Genomic DNA, 17,451 nt, shown 5'->3' with positions numbered 1-17,451 from the left:
AAAGAACCTTTATTTCAGTAAAAAAAATCTAGCGCTTCAGAAAGGTGATTCCATCGGAAACCTGTTCTGCTAAAGACCTCAGCGAGGTAGACTCTAAAGTTTCGCGCATCTCGTCGCGAATCTGTCTAAATTTAAAGTGCAGCGGGCATGGTTTTTCCACATCGCATTTCCTAAGGCCCAGCGTGCAGTTTTCAAAAATCCCGTCTCCGTCCATCGCTAAAACGATGTTTAGAAGTGAGATTTTTTCTAAATCATCCAAGGCAATCGAAAAACCACCAGTCGGACCTTTAAACGAAGAAATTATTTCTGTCCGGGTGAGTTTCTGTAAAATTTTCGCCATAAAAGCTGGCGGAGAATCAGTATGTTTAGCAACCTCTATTAAGCTTACTTTTCGGTTTTTGAGTGAATTTTTTGCCACATAGATAGAGGCCCGAATTCCGTATTCGCAAGATTTTGAAAACATAAACTTTTTCCTTTTTACAAATGTAGAAAATAATTTAATAAAAGACAATAATGTCCTTTATTATTTTTAAATAAAATTTGAGATATTTTTCGGTGCTAAAGATGTATAAATTTCGGAAAAAAGTTTCCGCTCAGCAGATGTGAAATTTTTCGAGTTATCTAAATTAGAAAAATTAGCCGTTTTAAGCGTTAATTTTTTAAAGTCAAAAATCATTTTCTCCAATTTAAATTTAATTAAAAACCGAAAAAAAACAGCCAAATAGCCCGGAATTTTCTGATTAAATTTAAAAACGAAAAATCTGCCGTTATAACCGGGAATTTTTTCAAAATATAAAACCGCAGAAATTTCCGCGGTTTTTATCTTTTTTCTTGGTTCTTGATTCTTACCTCTTGTTCTATTAAGCTTCACAACTCGAGCAGGTCACAAAATTTACCATCAATTCTTTCGAAACAGAAGAACTTCTCTGGTAATATAGCGATTTTACTCCTTTTTTCCAGGCTTCGATGTAAAGATAATTCACATCTTTTACCGGCATCGTGGACGGAATTTGCAAATTCAGCGACTGCGCCTGATCGATGTATTGTTGGCGCTGTGCAGCTTGGGAAATAATTTCCATTGGCGAAATTTCGCGGAAGGTTTTGAAAACTGCTTTTTCTTCGTCGCTCAGCTCTGCTAAATTTTGCACGGAACCGTGATTCAGCATTATCGTGCGCCAGGTATCTTCATTATCAATTCCTTTTTCCTGAAGCAAAGTCGCGAGGTATTTATTTTTGCGCATAAAATTTCCTTTCGCCAACCCGGCTTTGTAATAATTGGACGCAAAAGGCTCAATTCCTGGCGAGGTTTGACCTAAAATTGCGGAGCTTGAAGTCGTAGGCGCGATGGCCATTGTGGTTGTATTTCGCAAGCCGTAACCTTTCAATAATTCCGGCTCCCCATAAATATTTGCCAGTTCCTGCGAGGCTAAAATCGACTGTTCCTTAATCTGACGAAAAGCGCGCGCGTTGAATTGCGTAGCTTCAAAACTTTCAAACGGAATCATATTTTTCTGCAGGTAGGAATGGTAACCCAAAACGCCCAAACCAAGCGCTCTGTGGCGCAGCGCAAAATTCCGCGCGCCGGTGAGGTAATAATTTCCTTCTGTTTTTTCAATAAATTCCGATAAAACAGCGTCTAAAAAGTAAATGGCAAGTTTTACCGCGTTGGTATCTTTCCACTCGTCATAGAGTTCCAGATTCATTGAGGAAAGACAGCAGATAAACGATTCTTCCGCGCTGGACGGCAACATGATTTCCGAACATAAATTGCTTGCGTTCACCGGCATGCCGAGATCTTTGTAAACCTGCGGTTTGTTGCGGTTCACGTTATCGGTGAAGAAAATGTAGGGCAAACCTTTCTGTGCGCGGCTTTCCAGCACGCGCGCCCAGATTTTGCGCTTGTCCATATCGCCATCAATCATGTCCTGCATCCAGTAGTCGGGCACGCAAATTCCGGTAAACAAATTCTGGATCGGACTTCCGATATCTTTAATGGAAAGAAATTCTTCGATATCACCGTGGTCGATGTCCAAATATGCCGCAAAAGCTCCGCGTCGCACGCCGCCTTGTGAAACAACGTCCATTGCGGTGTCGTACAACTTCATAAACGAAACCGCGCCGGAAGATTTTCCGTTGTCGGTAACGGCCGTTCCGCGGTTGCGTAGCTCACCGAAATAGCCGGAAGTTCCACCACCGATTTTGGTCTGCATGATGACTTCACCGAGTTTATGTGTAATTCCTTCGATATTATCGGGCACATGCACGTTGAAACAGGAAATCGGCAAACCTCTTTCTGTTCCCATATTTGCCCAAACCGGGGAGGAAAAGCTGATCCAACCTTTACGGATCATCTCCTCAAAAGCTGGCTGTAATTCGGGTTTATAGAGTCTTTTGGCTGCTGCTGTGGTAATTCGCAGGATGGCGCCGTCTACGGTTTCGCCTTTCAGCAAATAGCCGCGGTTGAGCATTTGCTCCGATTCTTCATTCAGCCACCAGATTTTAGCTTGTTCTTCCATAATTTTTTTCTGTAAAATGTAAATGTACAAAGTACGATGTCTTTTTTTCTATTTAGAAGCGGGAAATTTTCGCTTTTTCCACTTTCTTAAAATTAGCCGTTTTAGCAGCGAATTTTTCGATTTTTCTAATACATGTTGCGACAGTATTGAAAACATTGTCGCTCGCGCTTTTCTATTTCTCAAAAATTTGCCGTTTTAGCAGGTTATTTTTTGCGGCCACCGCGCCCCGACTTGAGTGGAGCTCTCCGCCGCGGCGGAAGCGGGAACGGAAGGCGGAAAAGGCACCCAAATCAACCTAAAACAAATCGTTCTCGGTAATACTTTTGTCGTGTTTCGTGTAATCTACCGGTCTTTTGGCGAAGAAATCGTCCATGGAATTGGCGAAAACTTCTTCTTCAAACCACACCATCGGGCGGTATTGTTCGGGAGAAATATTGTAGCGCGTCGCCATATTGATTTTCTTCAAACTGTCGTCGACACGGAACTTCATGAAGTTCAAAAGATTTTCTTTGGAAACATTATCGATTTCACCCATCTCAAAAATCCAGTCCAAAATTTCTTCTTCCACATCGATGGAATGATCCACCAAGGTGTAAATATCTTCGATATCGGAATCTGTCAATAAGTCCGGCTGTTCCTGGCGGATTTTGTTTATGAGGTAAATGCCGGCGTTGGCGTGAATCTGCTCGTCCACGGAAGTCCAGGCGATGATGTTGGAAACATTTTTCATGTAACCTTTAAAGCGCGTAAACGACAGAATGATGGCAAACTGTGAGAAAAGCGAAACATTTTCTATCAAAATACTGAAAAGCAACAGCGAGGAAACATATTCTTTTGGCGTGGTGGAATTTGCGTGGCGCAAAACATTGGAAAGAAAATCGATTCTTTTCTTGATGGCCGGAATTTCCACAACGTGGGTGAAGGAATCGTTATAGCCCAAAACTTCAAGCAAACGCGAATACGCCTCGGAATGGCGGAACTCGCATTCCGCAAATGTAGCACCCAAACCGTTCAGTTCGGGTTTCGGCATATGGTTGTAGAGATTTCCCCAAAAGGTTTTTACCGACACCTCAATCTGGGCGATGGCTAAAAGCGCGTTTTTAATGGCATTTTTTTCGTGCGGCTCCAGCTGTGACTGGAAATCCTGTACATCAGCTGTAAAATCCACCTCGGAATGTACCCAGAAGGATTTGTTGATGGCTTCTACAAACTGCAGAATTTCCGGATATTCAAACGGTTTATATCCTACTCTTTTGTCAAAAATTCCCATAATATCGTTTATTTTTCAGCCGGTTTTACAAAACCGAAGTGTGTAAATTTTTAATTTTTAATGATTTAATGCAGAAGCGCAGCGTAAAAAACGTGCGTGAGGCGAGGGCTGCGATCTTTACAAAAATAGAAAATGCAATCTGATATCGAAAGGCGCGGCACCAGATAAGTGCCTTATTTGGTGGAAAAGTTTTCCACATTCACACACACAGCGCGCTACCAAAGGCTTTGAATGGGAATAATAAAAATATCGACCAATTCAGGGCTTTTTTTGCTAAACAGATCGGGCAACTTTTAAGCAGCAATGGTGAATTTCGGTTAAACAGCTGAATATTTTGTTTTGAATTAAACCACATTTAGGACAAAAAAAAATTCCCAATAAAAATTGGGAATTTAGTTTAAAGCTATTTTTAAAAAAATGCTCAAATAGCGGCAAATTTTTACTAGCGTGTTGCTTGCCAGAACGTCCACTGTGTACCGTTGAAAACTGCAAGCTGCTTGTTTACGGTGTCGTAAGCCATCATCCCGGCCGCAGGATTTTTAATATTCAGATGCGGAAGCGCGACTCTTGGAAGAATCATGGCTTTATCGGTATCGGTAAGAATTAAAATACCGCGGGTATTGTCATTAATATTTTCTTTTCCGATGACGGTTTTGGCTCTTTCGTTTTCATCTTTACCAACCTGGATAGAAACATCTACCGCGTTGGTTTTTGTAGCGGGACCGGTAAGGTCTCTCCACGTACCGTTTTCACGGAATTTCATGATGTTATCAGAAGGATCCATAATAAATGTTCCATCAGAGATCGGTGTCTGTGCATTACTTGCCGTTACATAGGGAATTACAAGTCCTTTGTTTTGGTGGTCACCAAATTCCAAAGAAACTGAAGCGTTGGTAGGTGCGGTCTTTGGTCCCGGCTCAATTACTACCTGTGAAAATGCAATAACTGGTATGGCGGTCATCAATATTGATGTGAATAATTTATTCATGATAAGTGTGTTTAAAGTGAAAGGTTATTAATTAGGACAAGCAGGGGTGTTGAAACAAGACCAGCCAGTGTTTGCCGGATTTACAAGATCTACCACGTAAAGCTTAAGACATTTTTCAGTCGTGTCATAAGCCATCATACCATCCACCGCGTTGCCTGCAGTTGCAATGGCATTCAGCTGTGTAGTTGTCAATCTGTTAATAACAAATCCTTTTGAATTTGATTCCAATACCGTGTAAGCGCTTTCTCTAACCATAGGCCAGTTATCCGGGTTTCTAACCCCTGCTCTTTTTAAGGAAGTGATACCGTGAATTGAAGGATTTTTTACCGCATCAGTCACTGGATCTTTAAAACAGCCGCCACATAATGCGTTACCTGCCGCCAATACTTCGATAGTAATGGTTTGGCTCGCAGATATTTCAATTCCCAATACATTAAGATAAACTAGCTCAACATTGAAAACATACGTTCCTGGTGCTGTAAATGTAAGGCTAAGATCTGCCGCTGTTGTTAAAGTTACTGGTGTAAAGGTGTATCCTGTAGGACCACTCACCAAACTCCAGATATAGGATTTAGGTAAAAGTAAATCAGCTGCGGATATAAAACCTGTAAGTGTTGTGGAAAGAATTGTTGTTTTTCCTGCACAAACTGGATTTAAAGTTGCTGCCGGAACAGGGCTAACAGTACCACCATTACAGTTTAAATCAGAAAAATTGTAAGCTGAATTTCCAGCACCCCCGCTTACCGCGTAATCATACTCGGAAGTTCCGTCAACGAAAATAATTTTTTTATTTCCGGTTGCGCCTGCAGCTTCAGGTTGCAAAAGGTTGGTACCAGTTCCACAAGCAGCGCCATTGTAATATTGTAAAACGATGCTGTTGCCTCTTTTCAGTTTTAGTTCGGTATTGACCCCTTGAAAATCCAAAATACCTCCAAGAATAACGAGGTCCTGATTATTGCCTAATAGACTTAATGATGATCCATTGGGGGCCAAAGATACTTTGCCGTAAGATGCAATAAGTGCATTTGTGGCACTTGGAGCAGGATCAGCAAGAATGTAAAGATTACCAAAATAATAAATCTGATCTCCGGAGACGCTTACATTGGTTCCCGGCTCAACGAAAACGCTGTACGTTGCCGGAGTCGCTGATGTTGTACTTTTTCCAGGATACTCGGTTATGGTATTTTCCCAAGTCGAACCGTTATAGATCTGCCAGGTTGCAGGGTCGGTCCAGGCACCGTTAGCAACTGATTTAAAATCGCCAAGCTGCGGCGCCGGAGCTGCCGTCTGTGCTGAAACAAAACCAGCCATCGCTAAAAATAGAAAAAATAAAAATTTAAATTTCATAAGTGTGTGTTTTTAAATTAAAGAAGTTGTTTTTTAATTTCATCGTGTGTATGTATAGTGTCATTTATCTGTAAAATAGTTTGACCCGGTAAATATAATATATATTGTGAAACAAAAAAAATCAAACGGAGTGTTTTTTAGCTTTAAAAATCCACATAAACCTATAATTTATTAAAAAAATTAATTCAAACAAAAACTGCAGAAAATCTTAAAAGCTTCGTATTGTATGTAAATTTTAAATCGCAGTATTAATACAGAATTAGGTCTGATTTACAATTAATTTCACAACGGGACATCCATTATAATCCCTAAGCATTTGGTTCGCAATTAATTAAGAAATTAAACGCTAAAAGATAATCGCCGAATTTTTTTTGTAAAAAAAAGAACTCGGTACGGAATTTTTTTGCCGCGTTTTGAGCCAATTTTTTTCAAATTATCCCCTCTTTCAAATTTATAAATCCTCGTAACAAATAATGCGCCGTAATGTTGTAACAAAGCAAATAATTTTAACACTTATTATAATAAATAAATCCAGCAAGCTAAATGTTAGTAATTAAGGATCTCAACAAATCGTATGACACCGGTAAAAGTAAACTTCACGTGCTGAAAGGTATCAACCTGAGTATTGATGAAGGCGAATTCGTTTCTATTATGGGAAGTTCCGGCTCCGGAAAATCTACTTTGCTGAATATTATCGGGATCTTGGACGAAAAAGATTCCGGGATTTATGAGCTGGATGGTATTCCCATCGAACATCTTAATGAAGTGAAAGCTGCAGAATACCGCAGCAAGTTTTTGGGTTTTATTTTCCAGTCCTTTAATTTAATTGGCTACAAAACCGCGCTGGAAAATGTAGCGCTTCCACTCTACTATCAAAATGTACCGCGAAAAGAAAGAAATGAGCGCGCTTTAGAATATCTTGCAAAAGTTGGTCTTGCCGATTGGGCTACGCATTTACCGAATGAACTTTCCGGTGGTCAGAAACAGCGTGTTGCAATCGCGCGTGCACTGATCACCAATCCGAAAGTAATTCTTGCCGATGAACCAACAGGAGCTTTGGATTCCAAAACAACGTACGATATTATGAAACTCTTGCAGGAAATTAACCGCGAAGGAAAAACCGTAATCGTCGTTACACATGAACCGGACGTCGCTGCAGAAACCAAAAGAAACGTAATTCTGAAAGACGGAATTATCGAAAGTGATGAATTTATCACCCAAAGAGTTTTAGCTTAAAAAAATTGTTCAACCGAAATCTCAGTTAAAATTATGTTTGACCTGGACCGCTGGCGGGAAATATTCGAATCGATTCGCAGTAATGTGCTGCGCACCGTGCTTTCCGGCTTTACGGTTGCTTTGGGTTTGTTTATTTTTATCGTGCTTTTCGGCATCGGAAATGGTTTGAAAAACGCCTTTACCGAAGGTTTTGCACGCGATGCAACCAATCTTATTTCCATTTCTACCGGCAAAACCACCATTGCTTTTGACGGTTTACAAACAGACCGACAGGTTGTTTTACAAAATAAAGATTTCGATAATATCACCAAAGAAGACCCAAAAAAAATAGAACACGCCTCTGCACGCTACACCACCAGCATGCTGGTAAAGTACGGCAGAGAAAGCGGTTCTTATCAGGTTAACGGTTCAGATACCGATGAACCTTTTATTGAAAACCGAAAACTTTTAGACGGCAGATTTATTACCGAACGGGATATCGACTTACAGCAAAAAGTGGCGGTTATCGGCCGCATGGTTCAACGGGATTTAATTAAAAACGGTTCGCCGATTGGGCAGGATTTAGATTTAAATGGAACCATGTTCAAAGTAATCGGCGTGTTTTCCGACGACGGCGGTGATATGGACGAAAGGATGATCAGCATCCCGATTTCCACCTTGCAGCAGCTGAAAAAAGGTTCCGATACACTCAGCCGCATTTACATCACCTACGAACCGACAATGACGCCGAAAGACGCCATTGCCTACAGCGATAATCTGGAAAAAAAGCTCAAAAAAGACCTGAAAATTTCTCCCGATGATGAAAATGCGCTCCGTGTCAGCAACAATGCACAAAACCTTGAAAAAACCTTTCAGTTTCTTTTAATTATTACCTTAATTGTCGGCTTCATCGGCCTTGGGACACTTTTAGCAGGAATTATCGGCATCAGCAATATCATGGTGTATATCGTGAAAGAAAGGACAAAGGAAATCGGTGTCCGAAAAGCCATCGGCGCAAAACCTTCGGCAATCGTTGCTTTGATCATACAGGAAAGCGTCGTAATCACCGTAATTTCCGGGATTATCGGTGTGGCGCTGGGTGTTTTAACATTAACTTTAATTGGTGACAGTTTAGAAAAATATTTTATTAAAGATCCGAGTGTTGGCTGGGGTTTAATTATTGTCGCATTCTTCTGTCTGGTAATTGCCGGCCTTATTTCAGGATTCGTTCCCGCTTTTAAAGCAAGTAAAATTAAACCGATCGAAGCACTGCGGACCGAATAGATTTAATTAAAAAAAATACGCCGCTAAAAGACCATTTTTTTTAAAATTATAAAGTGTACATCAAACAATTTTCAGCTAAAACCGAAAGATGAATATCATTTTTAAAATAGATACCTGGCAAGAAATTTATCATTCCCTTCGGAATAATAAACTTCGGACTTTTCTCACCATGATTGGTGTTGGCTGGGGCATGTTTCTGTTCGTGGCGCTTCTTGGCGCGGCAAAAGGCATGGAAAACGGTTTCGATAAAGCTTTCGCAGGTTTCGCCACCAACTCTATTTTTTTGTGGGCACAAAACACCACGATTCCTTACGATGGTTTTCCAAAAGGCCGGAAAATGGATCTGCATTTACCGGACATCGAAGTTTTAAAGCAAAGAATCCACGACATCGATTATATATCGCCACAGACTTCGCGCGGAAATTTTGGCAGCCCGGGCGAGCTTTTTTCACGAAACGGCAAAAATGAAACCTACACTTTAAACGGTGATTTTCCTGTCGGAAATAAAATTTCAGAAAAAAAACTCATTTATGGCCGGTATATTAATGATGCCGACATTAATCAAAATAAAAATGTCATCGTCATCGGCGAAGCCATTTATAAAAACTTCTTCGATGCCAAGAAAAACGAAAACCCAATCGGTAAAACAGTTACTGTAAAAGGTTTGTTTTTTAATGTTATCGGCGTTTTCCGTGTACAGCAACAGGGAGGAAATATGGGCAGCGATGATTCCGCTTACATCCCGTTCACCACTTTTACCAAAATGTATAATAACGGTGATAAAGTAGGTTTTTTCGCGATTGTCGGTAAAGATAATGTAGACCTGAATGTGCTTGAAAACACGGTAAAAGATGAGCTTAAAGCCAAATACCATGTTTCACCGGACGACACCAACGCGTACGGAAGTTTTAACCTGGGCAAACTCTTCGGCAAACTGACCGGCTTTTTAACCGGAATGCAGCTTTTAACCATCGTGGTGGGAACTTTAACCATTTTAGCCGGCGTCATCGCGATTTCAAATATCTTGCTGATTACGGTAAAAGAAAGAACCAAAGAAATTGGTATTCGCCGTGCTTTAGGCGCGAAACCTGCAGAAGTCCGGAACCAGATTTTGCTGGAAAGTGTCGTCATCACAATTACTTCCGGTTTACTGGGCTTTATTTTCGGAATTTTCCTGCTGATGATTTTAAATTCCGTAACCGAAGGACAGGACGAATTTCCGTTCTACAACCCAACCGTAAATTATGGTGAAGTTTTCGCCGCCATGGCGGTAATGGTTTTCTTAGGTTTGATCATCGGTATGATTCCTGCGCAGCGCGCCGTAAAAATAAAACCTATTGAAGCTTTACGCTCAGAATAAATTTAATAACCATTAGCACTAATTATATGAAGAAGAAATTCACCGCAAAAAAAATAATTTACATCGTTCTCGGCCTTGTACTTTTATTTGCACTTGCAAAAGGGGTCGGGTACCTCATCAATTCAAATTCCACAAAAAGTGAACAGTTTCTTACCAAAAAAGCAGTTGTTCAGGATATGGACGAAAAAGTTTTGGCAACCGGAAAAATTGTTCCGCGCGAGGAAATTGAAATCAAACCAAATATTTCGGGTATCATCGACAAAATTTTTGTGACTGAAGGCGACAAAGTTACGGCCGGACAACTCGTTGCGACAATCAGAATTGTACCAAGCATTCAGAATGTAAACGCTGCAACGCAGGAAATCAATAATGCTAATTTGCAGATCAGCAACGCACAGATTAATGTTGCGCAACAGCAAAAACAGTTCGCAATGCAACAGCAGCTGTACACGCAGGGCGTAATTTCTAAACAGGAATATATCGCGGCGCAACAGCAACTGCAATCTACACAACAGGTGCTTCGCAACGCGCAGCAACAAAGACAAACCGCACAGAAAAACCTTCAGATTGCGAAAACCGGCGCCACTCCGGAACTTGCGGGCTTGGCGACCACACAAATCCGTTCCAAAGCAAACGGTACAGTTTTAGAAGTTCCCGTAAAAGTCGGAAGTCAGGTTATTGAAGCGAACTCCTTCAACGCGGGAAGTACCATTTGCTCCATTGCCGATTTGAACTCCTTAATTTTTGAAGGAACCATCGATGAAGCGCAAGCCGGAAAACTGAAAGAAGGCATGGATATGAATATCGTGATCGGTGCTTTACAAAACAAAACTTTCCCGGGCCGCGTGACCATGATCGCACCAAAAGGAACTGAAGAAGCAGGAACCATAAAATTCCCGATTGAAGGCGATGTTTTCAATAAAACCAATGAATATATTCGCGCAGGTTTTTCCGCTAATGGTGAAATTATCTTAAGCTCCAAGAAAAACGCTTTGCTTTTGGATGAATCTTTAATCCAGTATGAAAAAATAAACGGTCGCGACAATCCTTTCGTAGAAGTAAAACAGCCCGACGGAAAATTCAAAAAAGTGAATGTAAAACTCGGTGCGAGCGACGGAATTAATGTTCAAATTCTTTCCGGAATCACCAAAAACGACGAGGTGAAAGTCTGGAATCCTTCGGACAAAGACAAAGAAGCGCTGAAAGAACAGCAGGCAAAATAAATCAGGAAATTCCGGCCAAAACGGTCGGAATTTTTTGTTTCTGTTTCCGAACCAAAAGCGCGAGATTTAAAAATAATAAAAGCAAATCTAAAGTAATCCAAATTGCAGTTTTGATATTGTCCAATTTCAGTTCTTCAATTTTAAACTGCGCGGTGTCTGCAAACTTGGCGCTTTGAATGATGTAATTTTGGACTTCAATGATTTGGTCTTCGTTTTTATTTGGAACCATATGCTGTGAAAAATAAACAAGTTTTTTCGCGCCCATATAACCGGCAATCCAGTATTCATTGGAATCCTGCATCATAAGATAATCAATCCGGTAAAAATTATCGCGGATTTTTCCGATGTGTTTGGTTTCGTATTTTGCGTCTTCGTCTGCCGTGTTGTTTATTTTAATCAGATAAAAATCCAGCGGAAACGGCAATTTATTAATGAGTTGAAGCGTAACAGAATTTTCCCGGAACTGATAGGTGCTTTTCTGGAAAAACAGAAAAACAAAAACGCCCGCGGTAACCGCAGAAATTACAATTCGGTACGCTTTTGCCCAGGTACGGAAACGCCCGTCTCTTATGACAGAAAAAAACAAAGCCACAGAGAGCGCAATCGCAAGAAAAACGAAGAAGTAAAACATGGCGTAAAGATAAATAAAATTAGGTTTCAGCCCTGTAAAAGTTCATTTCACAATTAAACCGCATTCCATTCCCGGTAAAACTGCTCCAGAAAACCGAGCATAAAAATATGCCGCTCTTCGGCCATTTTTTTTCCTTTTTCGGTGTTCATCAAATCTTTCAGCAGCAGCAGTTTTTCATAAAAATGATTGATGGTCGTGCCGTTTGATTTTTTATATTCTTCTTTGCTTTGACCAATTGCCGGTGGAATTTCCGGATGATACATCAGATTATTTTTGAAGCCGCCAAAATTGAAAGTGCGTGCAATTCCAATCGCGCCAATCGCATCGAGGCGGTCAGCATCCTGAACAATTTGTAATTCGACTGGAAAAATTCCGGGCAATTCGTGCCGATTTTTGAAAGATATATTTTTAATGATAAATAAAACCTGCTCAATAATTTCCTCGGAAACATTTTCTCTTTGCAGAAATTCCAGCGAAATTTTTAGTGCAAGATCTTCATCACCGTCGTGGAATTTTGGATCTGCAATGTCGTGCAAAAGCGCAGCGAGTTCCACCACTTCCCTATTGCAGTTTTCTGTTTCAGCTATTTTTTTTGAAAGATTCCAAACTCTTTCAATGTGAAACCAATCGTGACCGGCTTCCGCACCGTCTAATTGTCCTTTAACAAAATTGACGGTATTTTGGACCAATTTTTCTGATATTTCCATTTATTTTGAAACTTCTACAAACTGATAAACCTGCTGCGTCGCGGGATTATAAATAATCGTGCTTTTGTTTGGCAATCTTTTCAGCTTGTAAAATTCGACGTTTTTATCATTTTTAATGTCTTCCAGCCAATCCATATTAAAGGTATTTGCCGGCAAAAATTTTTCAATCAACGTCAGTTTATCGAGAAAACTTTGCCCATCAATTTTTCGGGCTTTTTTATCGGAATTTTCTTCATTTACCGTTTCCTGATTTTCAAGAAATGTCAAAAGCGAATCCTTGTCGGCTTTATATTTAAAAAGAAAAGCCGGTGAACCGTTCGGAAAAGTAATTCTCTTACCTTTAAATTCCGAAATCATCGAAGGATCGCCGGTGGGGAAAACTTCATTAAACTCCGCATTTTCCGCGTTCGTCATTGAAGAAATCGACGAATCTAAAGTTTTCTGAACAGTTTCCTTCACTTTATTTTGCGCCGTTTCATTAATTCTGTCGGTTGTTTGGGTGATTTTTTCGCTAATAGTTTCTTCCACTTTTGAACAGGAAATTGCAAAAGCTGAGGCAGCAATCAGTACCAGATATTTTTTCATATTACTTTTTTAAAAATTAATTTTCGCTGAAAGAATTCAGCAATTTATCTAAATTAAGACTTCGCGCCGAAGCATCAAAAATCTCGCGGTATGTGCCGCGCAAACTCACGAGTTCGCTGTGCGTGCCGCTTTCCACCATTTTTCCTTTTTTCATGACGTAGATTTTATCAGAATCTAAAATCTGCGACAAAGAGTGCGAAATAATCACCACGGTGCGACCTTTTTTTATGGCGTCCAGTGAGTTTTTAATCTGTTCTGTCGCGATTGCGTCCAAACTTGCCGTTGGTTCATCCAGAAAAATAATCGGTGGATCTTTCAAAAACAAACGCGCAATGGCAATCCTTTGTTGTTGTCCACCGGAAAGCTGCGTCGCGTCGTGCTCATATTTATTTGGAAGTTCGATAATCTGGTCGTGTAAATACGCTTTTTTTGCAGCGGTTTCAATTTCCTCAAAAGTCGCGTTCATATTTCCGTAGCGGATGTTATCTTCGATGCTTCCCTGAAAAATATGGTTTTTTTGAAGCACCAAACCAATATCATCGCGCAGTGCTGTATTTTCAAATTCATTTAAATTAATGCCGTCAAGCAGAATTTTTCCGGCATCGGGGAGGTAAAATTTACATAAAAGATTGATTACCGTAGATTTCCCGGCGCCGCTTAAGCCGACAAGCGCCGTAGTTTTCCCGTCTTCGATTGTGAGCGAAACATTGTCGAGCGCTTTGCTTCCGTTCGGATAAGTAAAATCTACATTTTTAAGCTCGAATTTGCCTTTTAAATTTTCTTTGACCACCAATCCGGTTGGTTCGGTTTCGCCATCGGCATTCAAAATATCAAAATAACCCTCAGCGTAAATCATGGCGTCATTCATATCGTCATAAATCCGGTGAAGCTGGCGGATTGGCGCTGAAACATTATTAAACAAAAGAATATGCAGCATAATCGCCCCGATTGTCATTTGCTGATCCAAAACCAGATAAACCGTAAGAAGAATGATTAAAACAACTCCGAACTGCTCAATAAAAGTCTTTAAACCATCGTAAATAAAATTCGTGCGCCGCGTGAAAAGCTGGCTTTCCATGAGCTGCATCTGAAGATCGTATTGTTTTTTACCTTCGAATTTTTCGCGGACAAAACTTTTAATCACCATAATCGAATTGATGAGATTTAAAAGTCCGGAAGTTTTCTTTTCGCGCTGGTTGCGAAGCTGGCGCCGCACTCCGGAAAGTTTTTTCGCCTGCAGAGAACTGATTGCAAAATAAATCGGGACGACGATAGTGGAAACCAAACCGACATATACGTTTTGCATATACATGATGACCAAGGCGATAATTGCATTGGAAAATAAGGGCAAAATATCGATGAAAAAATTCTGAACGAGTTTCGTAAGGCTTTCAATACCCCGGTCAATGCGGATTTGAAGTTTTCCGGATTCGTGATTTTCATCATTGAAAAAAGCGACGCTGTAGGTTAAAATTTTATCAATTGCCGTTTGTGCTAAAACCGAACTCGTATTAATTCGGATTTTTTCACCGTAAAATTTCTGACCGAACTGGATGAAAATATTCAATAATTCTTTTCCTAATAAAATAGCAGAAATAACGACCAAAATATGAATTCCTTCGGACATCGGATCTGGAAGCTGCGTTAACGCCGTAACTTCGTCCACCGTATATTTTAAAACAAGCGGATTCACCTGCGCCAGCAAAGCACCGATAAAAGTGAGGAAAAGCGTGCCGTACATCATCAGACGATACGGTTTGATGAAAGGCAGCAGTTGCTGATAAATATGGTAAAGTGTGATGGTTCGGTTAAAAGGTTTCGGCATAATTTGAGAGAAAATTCAGAAAACTCGTACGCAACAAAAACCTGACCACCTTCCCTGTTACATTTTTTCGGCCTTAAACGGGTATTTTTTTTCAAAAATTTAAGACTGGAAAAGGAAGCTTGTCAAATAATGCAGTTCAGGTTTGCTGCGTGATTTCGATTCCGCTTCTGCCTGTTCCAAAGTGTACATCGAGGTGATTTCTTTCTTTTGAAAAAGATATGAATTATTCGCTGTTTTATCGACAACTTCTGTAAAAATATGCTCAATTTCGGAGTTGGCAAGCGAGGCAAAGCTGATGTCTTCAAAACCGTACATCACTCGCAGATTTTCTACGTTGCCGAATTCATCATCAACAAAATTTTGGAACTGGTTTTTCGAGTTGAAGTTTCCAGCCCAGATGTTATACACAAATTCGCGTTTTTTCGGCTTATTCAAAATATCCTGATACACGAAATTTTCACCTAAATAAGCTTCGCGAACCTGCGGATCGTTTGCCAAATCATGCGGCAAACCTTCTTTCAGAATTCTTCCTTCAAACATAATATAGGTTTTATGCGTAATGGCAAGCGTTTGCTGCACATTGTGATCAGTAATTAAAATCCCAATGTTTTTATCGACCAAACTGCGCACAATTTTCTGGATATCTTCCACCGCAATTGGATCTACGCCGGCAAAAGGCTCATCGAGCAAAATAAAATTCGGACTTGTCGCGAGACATCGCGCGATTTCGGTTCTTCTTCTTTCACCTCCGGAAAGCAGGTCGCCGCGGTTTTTTCGCACGTGTTGCAGGGAAAATTCTTCGATGAGTTCATCGCATTTCATCTGCTGTTCGCGGCGTGAAAGTTTGGTGAGCTGTAAAACGCCCAAAATATTATCTTCCACGGAAAGTTTCCGGAAAATGGAAGCTTCCTGCGCAAGATATCCGATTCCTTTCTGCGCGCGGCGGTACATGGCATCGCTGGTGATTTCCTGATTATCCAGAAATATCTTTCCGGAAGTTGGTTTTACCAAGCCCACAATCATATAGAAACTTGTGGTTTTTCCGGCGCCGTTAGGTCCCAGTAATCCTACAATTTCACCTTGTGCAACCTCCACAGAAACGCCTTTTACAACTTTTTTGGGACCGTATTCTTTAATCAAATTTTCTCCGCGTAGAATCATGCAGCAAATATAATAAATTAGAAGTAAGATGCGGAAAAATGGTTTTCTCACCTTTCAATTATACAAATGAAATCTTACTATTTACTTTAAATTTCGGCTAAAAAAAATTATCTTCGTTTTTTCTAAAAATAACGAAAATTTGAGCCTTAAAGAGAAAGAATTCGCGAAACTTATCAAGGATAATCAAGGTTTGATTATTAAGGTTTCCCGACTTTACACCAATACTCTTGAGGACGAACAGGATCTTTTTCAGGAGATCGTGTTACAACTCTGGCGTTCCTACGACTCATTCAAAGGACAATCGAAGATTTCCACGTGGATGTATCGCGTAGCGCTGAACACCGCAATTACCCTTTTCCGTAAGAAAACCAAATCGCCGCAAACGGATGAACTGCTCGATTACCATCACAGCAATTATGTGGAAGCGGACGATGAAAAACAACAGCATATTTCTACACTTTATAAAGTCATAAAAATGCTGCCGAATGTGGAACGCGCGATCATCACCATGTATCTGGATGATTTGCCGTACCGCGATATTGCAGAAAACTTAGGAATTACCGAGGTAAATGCGCGGGTAAAAATGAACCGGCTGAAGAAAACTTTAAAACAACTAATGGAGAAACATGCCTGAATTTGATTTAGACGATTTTAAAAAAACCTGGCAGCAGGAACCTGTTCAGCCAAAATACAATACCAGCGAAATTGAACTGATGCTGAATAAATCGTCGCGTAATTACGTGAAATACATTTTGTGGATCAGCATCGTGGAATTTATCCTGATTTTCGGCGTCAATTTATACTACACTTATTTGGGTGAAGAAACAGCAGATTTAACCAATGTTTTGGGGAAACTGGGCATTGATAATTCTAGAGATTTTGAAAGTACATTAACGCAGATTTATTTGGTGCTAAAAGTGGTAAGTTTAATCATGACGGCGGCTTTTATCTACTTTTTTTACCAGAATTACCGGAAAATAAATGTGGAATCGAACCTGAAAAAACTCATTCTGCAAATCATCAGATTCAAGAAAACAGTTCAGCTCTTCATTCTCGCAAATATCGTTCTGCTCATTGTCTTTTCGCTGATTTTAGGAATTTACATTTTTAGCGTGTTTTCACAGCAAAATATTGAATTAACCAACTCCACGATGTTTGGATTTTTCACCGGATTGCTCGTAACCGTAGGAATCAGCGTGGTCTTGATTTGGCTTTATTATCGCGTTGTCTACGGATTTATTTTAAAACGCTTAGGCAGAAATCTCGATCAGCTCCGAAAAATAGAAGAGGAGAATTTATAAAAATTCCCCTCTTTTTAAGCCTTTTTTTTTGTTTTGAA

General features: G+C 40.2%; 15 protein-coding genes and 1 pseudogene. 6 read left to right on the top strand and 10 right to left on the bottom strand.

All coding sequences use genetic code 11. The annotated features are described in order from the left end of the window. Nucleotides 1-28: 28 nt before the first annotated feature. The 5 genes from OA84_RS05355 to OA84_RS05330 form a co-directional block, all read right to left on the bottom strand. Complete coding sequence (locus OA84_RS05355; protein ID WP_039343503.1) at nt 29-463, bottom strand: RrF2 family transcriptional regulator; 435 nt, start codon at nt 461-463, stop codon at nt 29-31. A gap of 397 nt (nt 464-860) precedes the next feature. After that, complete coding sequence (locus OA84_RS05345) at nt 861-2,516, bottom strand: ribonucleoside-diphosphate reductase subunit alpha (protein ID WP_039343499.1); 1,656 nt, start codon at nt 2,514-2,516, stop codon at nt 861-863. A gap of 295 nt (nt 2,517-2,811) precedes the next feature. Then, nucleotides 2,812-3,786, bottom strand: a complete 975-nt coding sequence (locus OA84_RS05340; protein ID WP_039343497.1) for a ribonucleotide-diphosphate reductase subunit beta — start codon at nt 3,784-3,786, stop codon at nt 2,812-2,814. A 442-nt stretch (nt 3,787-4,228) separates the two neighbouring features. Then, nucleotides 4,229-4,774, bottom strand: coding sequence for a hypothetical protein (locus OA84_RS05335; protein WP_039343495.1), 546 nt, complete (start codon nt 4,772-4,774; stop codon nt 4,229-4,231). Between the two features lie 27 nt (nt 4,775-4,801). Then, nucleotides 4,802-6,121 carry a hypothetical protein gene (locus OA84_RS05330; RefSeq protein WP_039343493.1) on the bottom strand — a complete coding sequence of 440 codons (1,320 nt, stop codon included), beginning with the start codon at nt 6,119-6,121 and terminating at the stop codon, nt 4,802-4,804. A gap of 543 nt (nt 6,122-6,664) precedes the next feature. On the opposite strand from OA84_RS05330, the gene OA84_RS05325 reads away from it, so the two are divergent. From OA84_RS05325 to OA84_RS05310, 4 genes are all read left to right on the top strand, one after another. Continuing rightward, complete coding sequence (locus OA84_RS05325; RefSeq protein ID WP_039343491.1) at nt 6,665-7,357, top strand: ABC transporter ATP-binding protein; 693 nt, start codon at nt 6,665-6,667, stop codon at nt 7,355-7,357. Nucleotides 7,358-7,390: 33 nt separating this feature from the next. Beyond that, nucleotides 7,391-8,620 (top strand): ABC transporter permease, encoded by a 1,230-nt coding sequence (locus OA84_RS05320; protein ID WP_039343488.1) that lies wholly within the window; start codon nt 7,391-7,393, stop codon nt 8,618-8,620. A gap of 88 nt (nt 8,621-8,708) precedes the next feature. After that, nucleotides 8,709-9,980 (top strand): ABC transporter permease, encoded by a 1,272-nt coding sequence (locus OA84_RS05315; RefSeq protein WP_039343486.1) that lies wholly within the window; start codon nt 8,709-8,711, stop codon nt 9,978-9,980. Between the two features lie 26 nt (nt 9,981-10,006). Next, on the top strand, nt 10,007-11,203 hold the full coding sequence (locus OA84_RS05310) for an efflux RND transporter periplasmic adaptor subunit (RefSeq protein ID WP_039343483.1): 1,197 nt from the start codon (nt 10,007-10,009) through the stop codon (nt 11,201-11,203). Between the two features lies 1 nt (nt 11,204). Here the strand turns inward: OA84_RS05310 and OA84_RS05305 are convergent, their stop codons facing one another. The 5 genes and pseudogenes from OA84_RS05305 to lptB all read right to left on the bottom strand — a co-directional run. Then, complete coding sequence (locus OA84_RS05305; protein WP_052252129.1) at nt 11,205-11,834, bottom strand: hypothetical protein; 630 nt, start codon at nt 11,832-11,834, stop codon at nt 11,205-11,207. Between the two features lie 53 nt (nt 11,835-11,887). Further along, nucleotides 11,888-12,541 (bottom strand): HD domain-containing protein, encoded by a 654-nt coding sequence (locus OA84_RS05300; protein WP_039343482.1) that lies wholly within the window; start codon nt 12,539-12,541, stop codon nt 11,888-11,890. Beyond that, the gene (locus OA84_RS05295; protein WP_039343481.1) at nt 12,542-13,126 is read right to left on the bottom strand and encodes a hypothetical protein; all 585 of its coding nucleotides are present in this window, start codon (nt 13,124-13,126) and stop codon (nt 12,542-12,544) included. 16 nt (nt 13,127-13,142) lie between these two features. Beyond that, nucleotides 13,143-14,870, bottom strand: coding sequence for an ABC transporter ATP-binding protein (locus tag OA84_RS05290; RefSeq protein WP_084060909.1), 1,728 nt, complete (start codon nt 14,868-14,870; stop codon nt 13,143-13,145). 516 nt (nt 14,871-15,386) lie between these two features. Then, nucleotides 15,387-16,112 (bottom strand): annotated as a pseudogene (lptB, locus tag OA84_RS05285) (LPS export ABC transporter ATP-binding protein); the annotation flags it as partial. Nucleotides 16,113-16,251: 139 nt separating this feature from the next. Between lptB and OA84_RS05280 the strand changes: the two are divergent. Continuing rightward, the gene (locus OA84_RS05280; RefSeq protein ID WP_039343480.1) at nt 16,252-16,746 is read left to right on the top strand and encodes an RNA polymerase sigma factor; all 495 of its coding nucleotides are present in this window, start codon (nt 16,252-16,254) and stop codon (nt 16,744-16,746) included. Next, complete coding sequence (locus tag OA84_RS05275; RefSeq protein ID WP_039343478.1) at nt 16,739-17,413, top strand: hypothetical protein; 675 nt, start codon at nt 16,739-16,741, stop codon at nt 17,411-17,413. The genes OA84_RS05280 and OA84_RS05275 overlap by 8 nt, the downstream gene beginning before the upstream one ends. Nucleotides 17,414-17,451 lie beyond the last annotated feature (38 nt).

Origin of the sequence: Kaistella solincola, from assembly GCF_000812875.1 — a bacterium.
Classification (GTDB): Bacteria; Bacteroidota; Bacteroidia; order Flavobacteriales; family Weeksellaceae; genus Kaistella; species Kaistella solincola.
This window is presented reverse-complemented; position numbering and strand designations above follow the sequence as displayed.

Excerpts from the sequence above, each read along its gene's own strand:
- OA84_RS05330 (WP_039343493.1), bottom strand. The coding sequence starts at position 6,121 with ATGAAATTTAAATTTTTATTTTTTCTATTTTTAGCGATGGCTGGTTTT.
- OA84_RS05355 (WP_039343503.1), bottom strand. The coding sequence starts at position 463 with ATGTTTTCAAAATCTTGCGAATACGGAATTCGGGCCTCTATCTATGTG.
- OA84_RS05305 (WP_052252129.1), bottom strand. The coding sequence starts at position 11,834 with ATGTTTTACTTCTTCGTTTTTCTTGCGATTGCGCTCTCTGTGGCTTTG.
- OA84_RS05290 (WP_084060909.1), bottom strand. The coding sequence starts at position 14,870 with ATGATGTACGGCACGCTTTTCCTCACTTTTATCGGTGCTTTGCTGGCG.
- OA84_RS05325 (WP_039343491.1), top strand. The coding sequence starts at position 6,665 with ATGTTAGTAATTAAGGATCTCAACAAATCGTATGACACCGGTAAAAGT.
- OA84_RS05295 (WP_039343481.1), bottom strand. The coding sequence starts at position 13,126 with ATGAAAAAATATCTGGTACTGATTGCTGCCTCAGCTTTTGCAATTTCC.
- OA84_RS05310 (WP_039343483.1), top strand. The coding sequence starts at position 10,007 with ATGAAGAAGAAATTCACCGCAAAAAAAATAATTTACATCGTTCTCGGC.
- OA84_RS05335 (WP_039343495.1), bottom strand. The coding sequence starts at position 4,774 with ATGAATAAATTATTCACATCAATATTGATGACCGCCATACCAGTTATT.
- OA84_RS05300 (WP_039343482.1), bottom strand. The coding sequence starts at position 12,541 with ATGGAAATATCAGAAAAATTGGTCCAAAATACCGTCAATTTTGTTAAA.
- OA84_RS05340 (WP_039343497.1), bottom strand. The coding sequence starts at position 3,786 with ATGGGAATTTTTGACAAAAGAGTAGGATATAAACCGTTTGAATATCCG.
- OA84_RS05345 (WP_039343499.1), bottom strand. The coding sequence starts at position 2,516 with ATGGAAGAACAAGCTAAAATCTGGTGGCTGAATGAAGAATCGGAGCAA.
- OA84_RS05320 (WP_039343488.1), top strand. The coding sequence starts at position 7,391 with ATGTTTGACCTGGACCGCTGGCGGGAAATATTCGAATCGATTCGCAGT.
- OA84_RS05275 (WP_039343478.1), top strand. The coding sequence starts at position 16,739 with ATGCCTGAATTTGATTTAGACGATTTTAAAAAAACCTGGCAGCAGGAA.
- OA84_RS05315 (WP_039343486.1), top strand. The coding sequence starts at position 8,709 with ATGAATATCATTTTTAAAATAGATACCTGGCAAGAAATTTATCATTCC.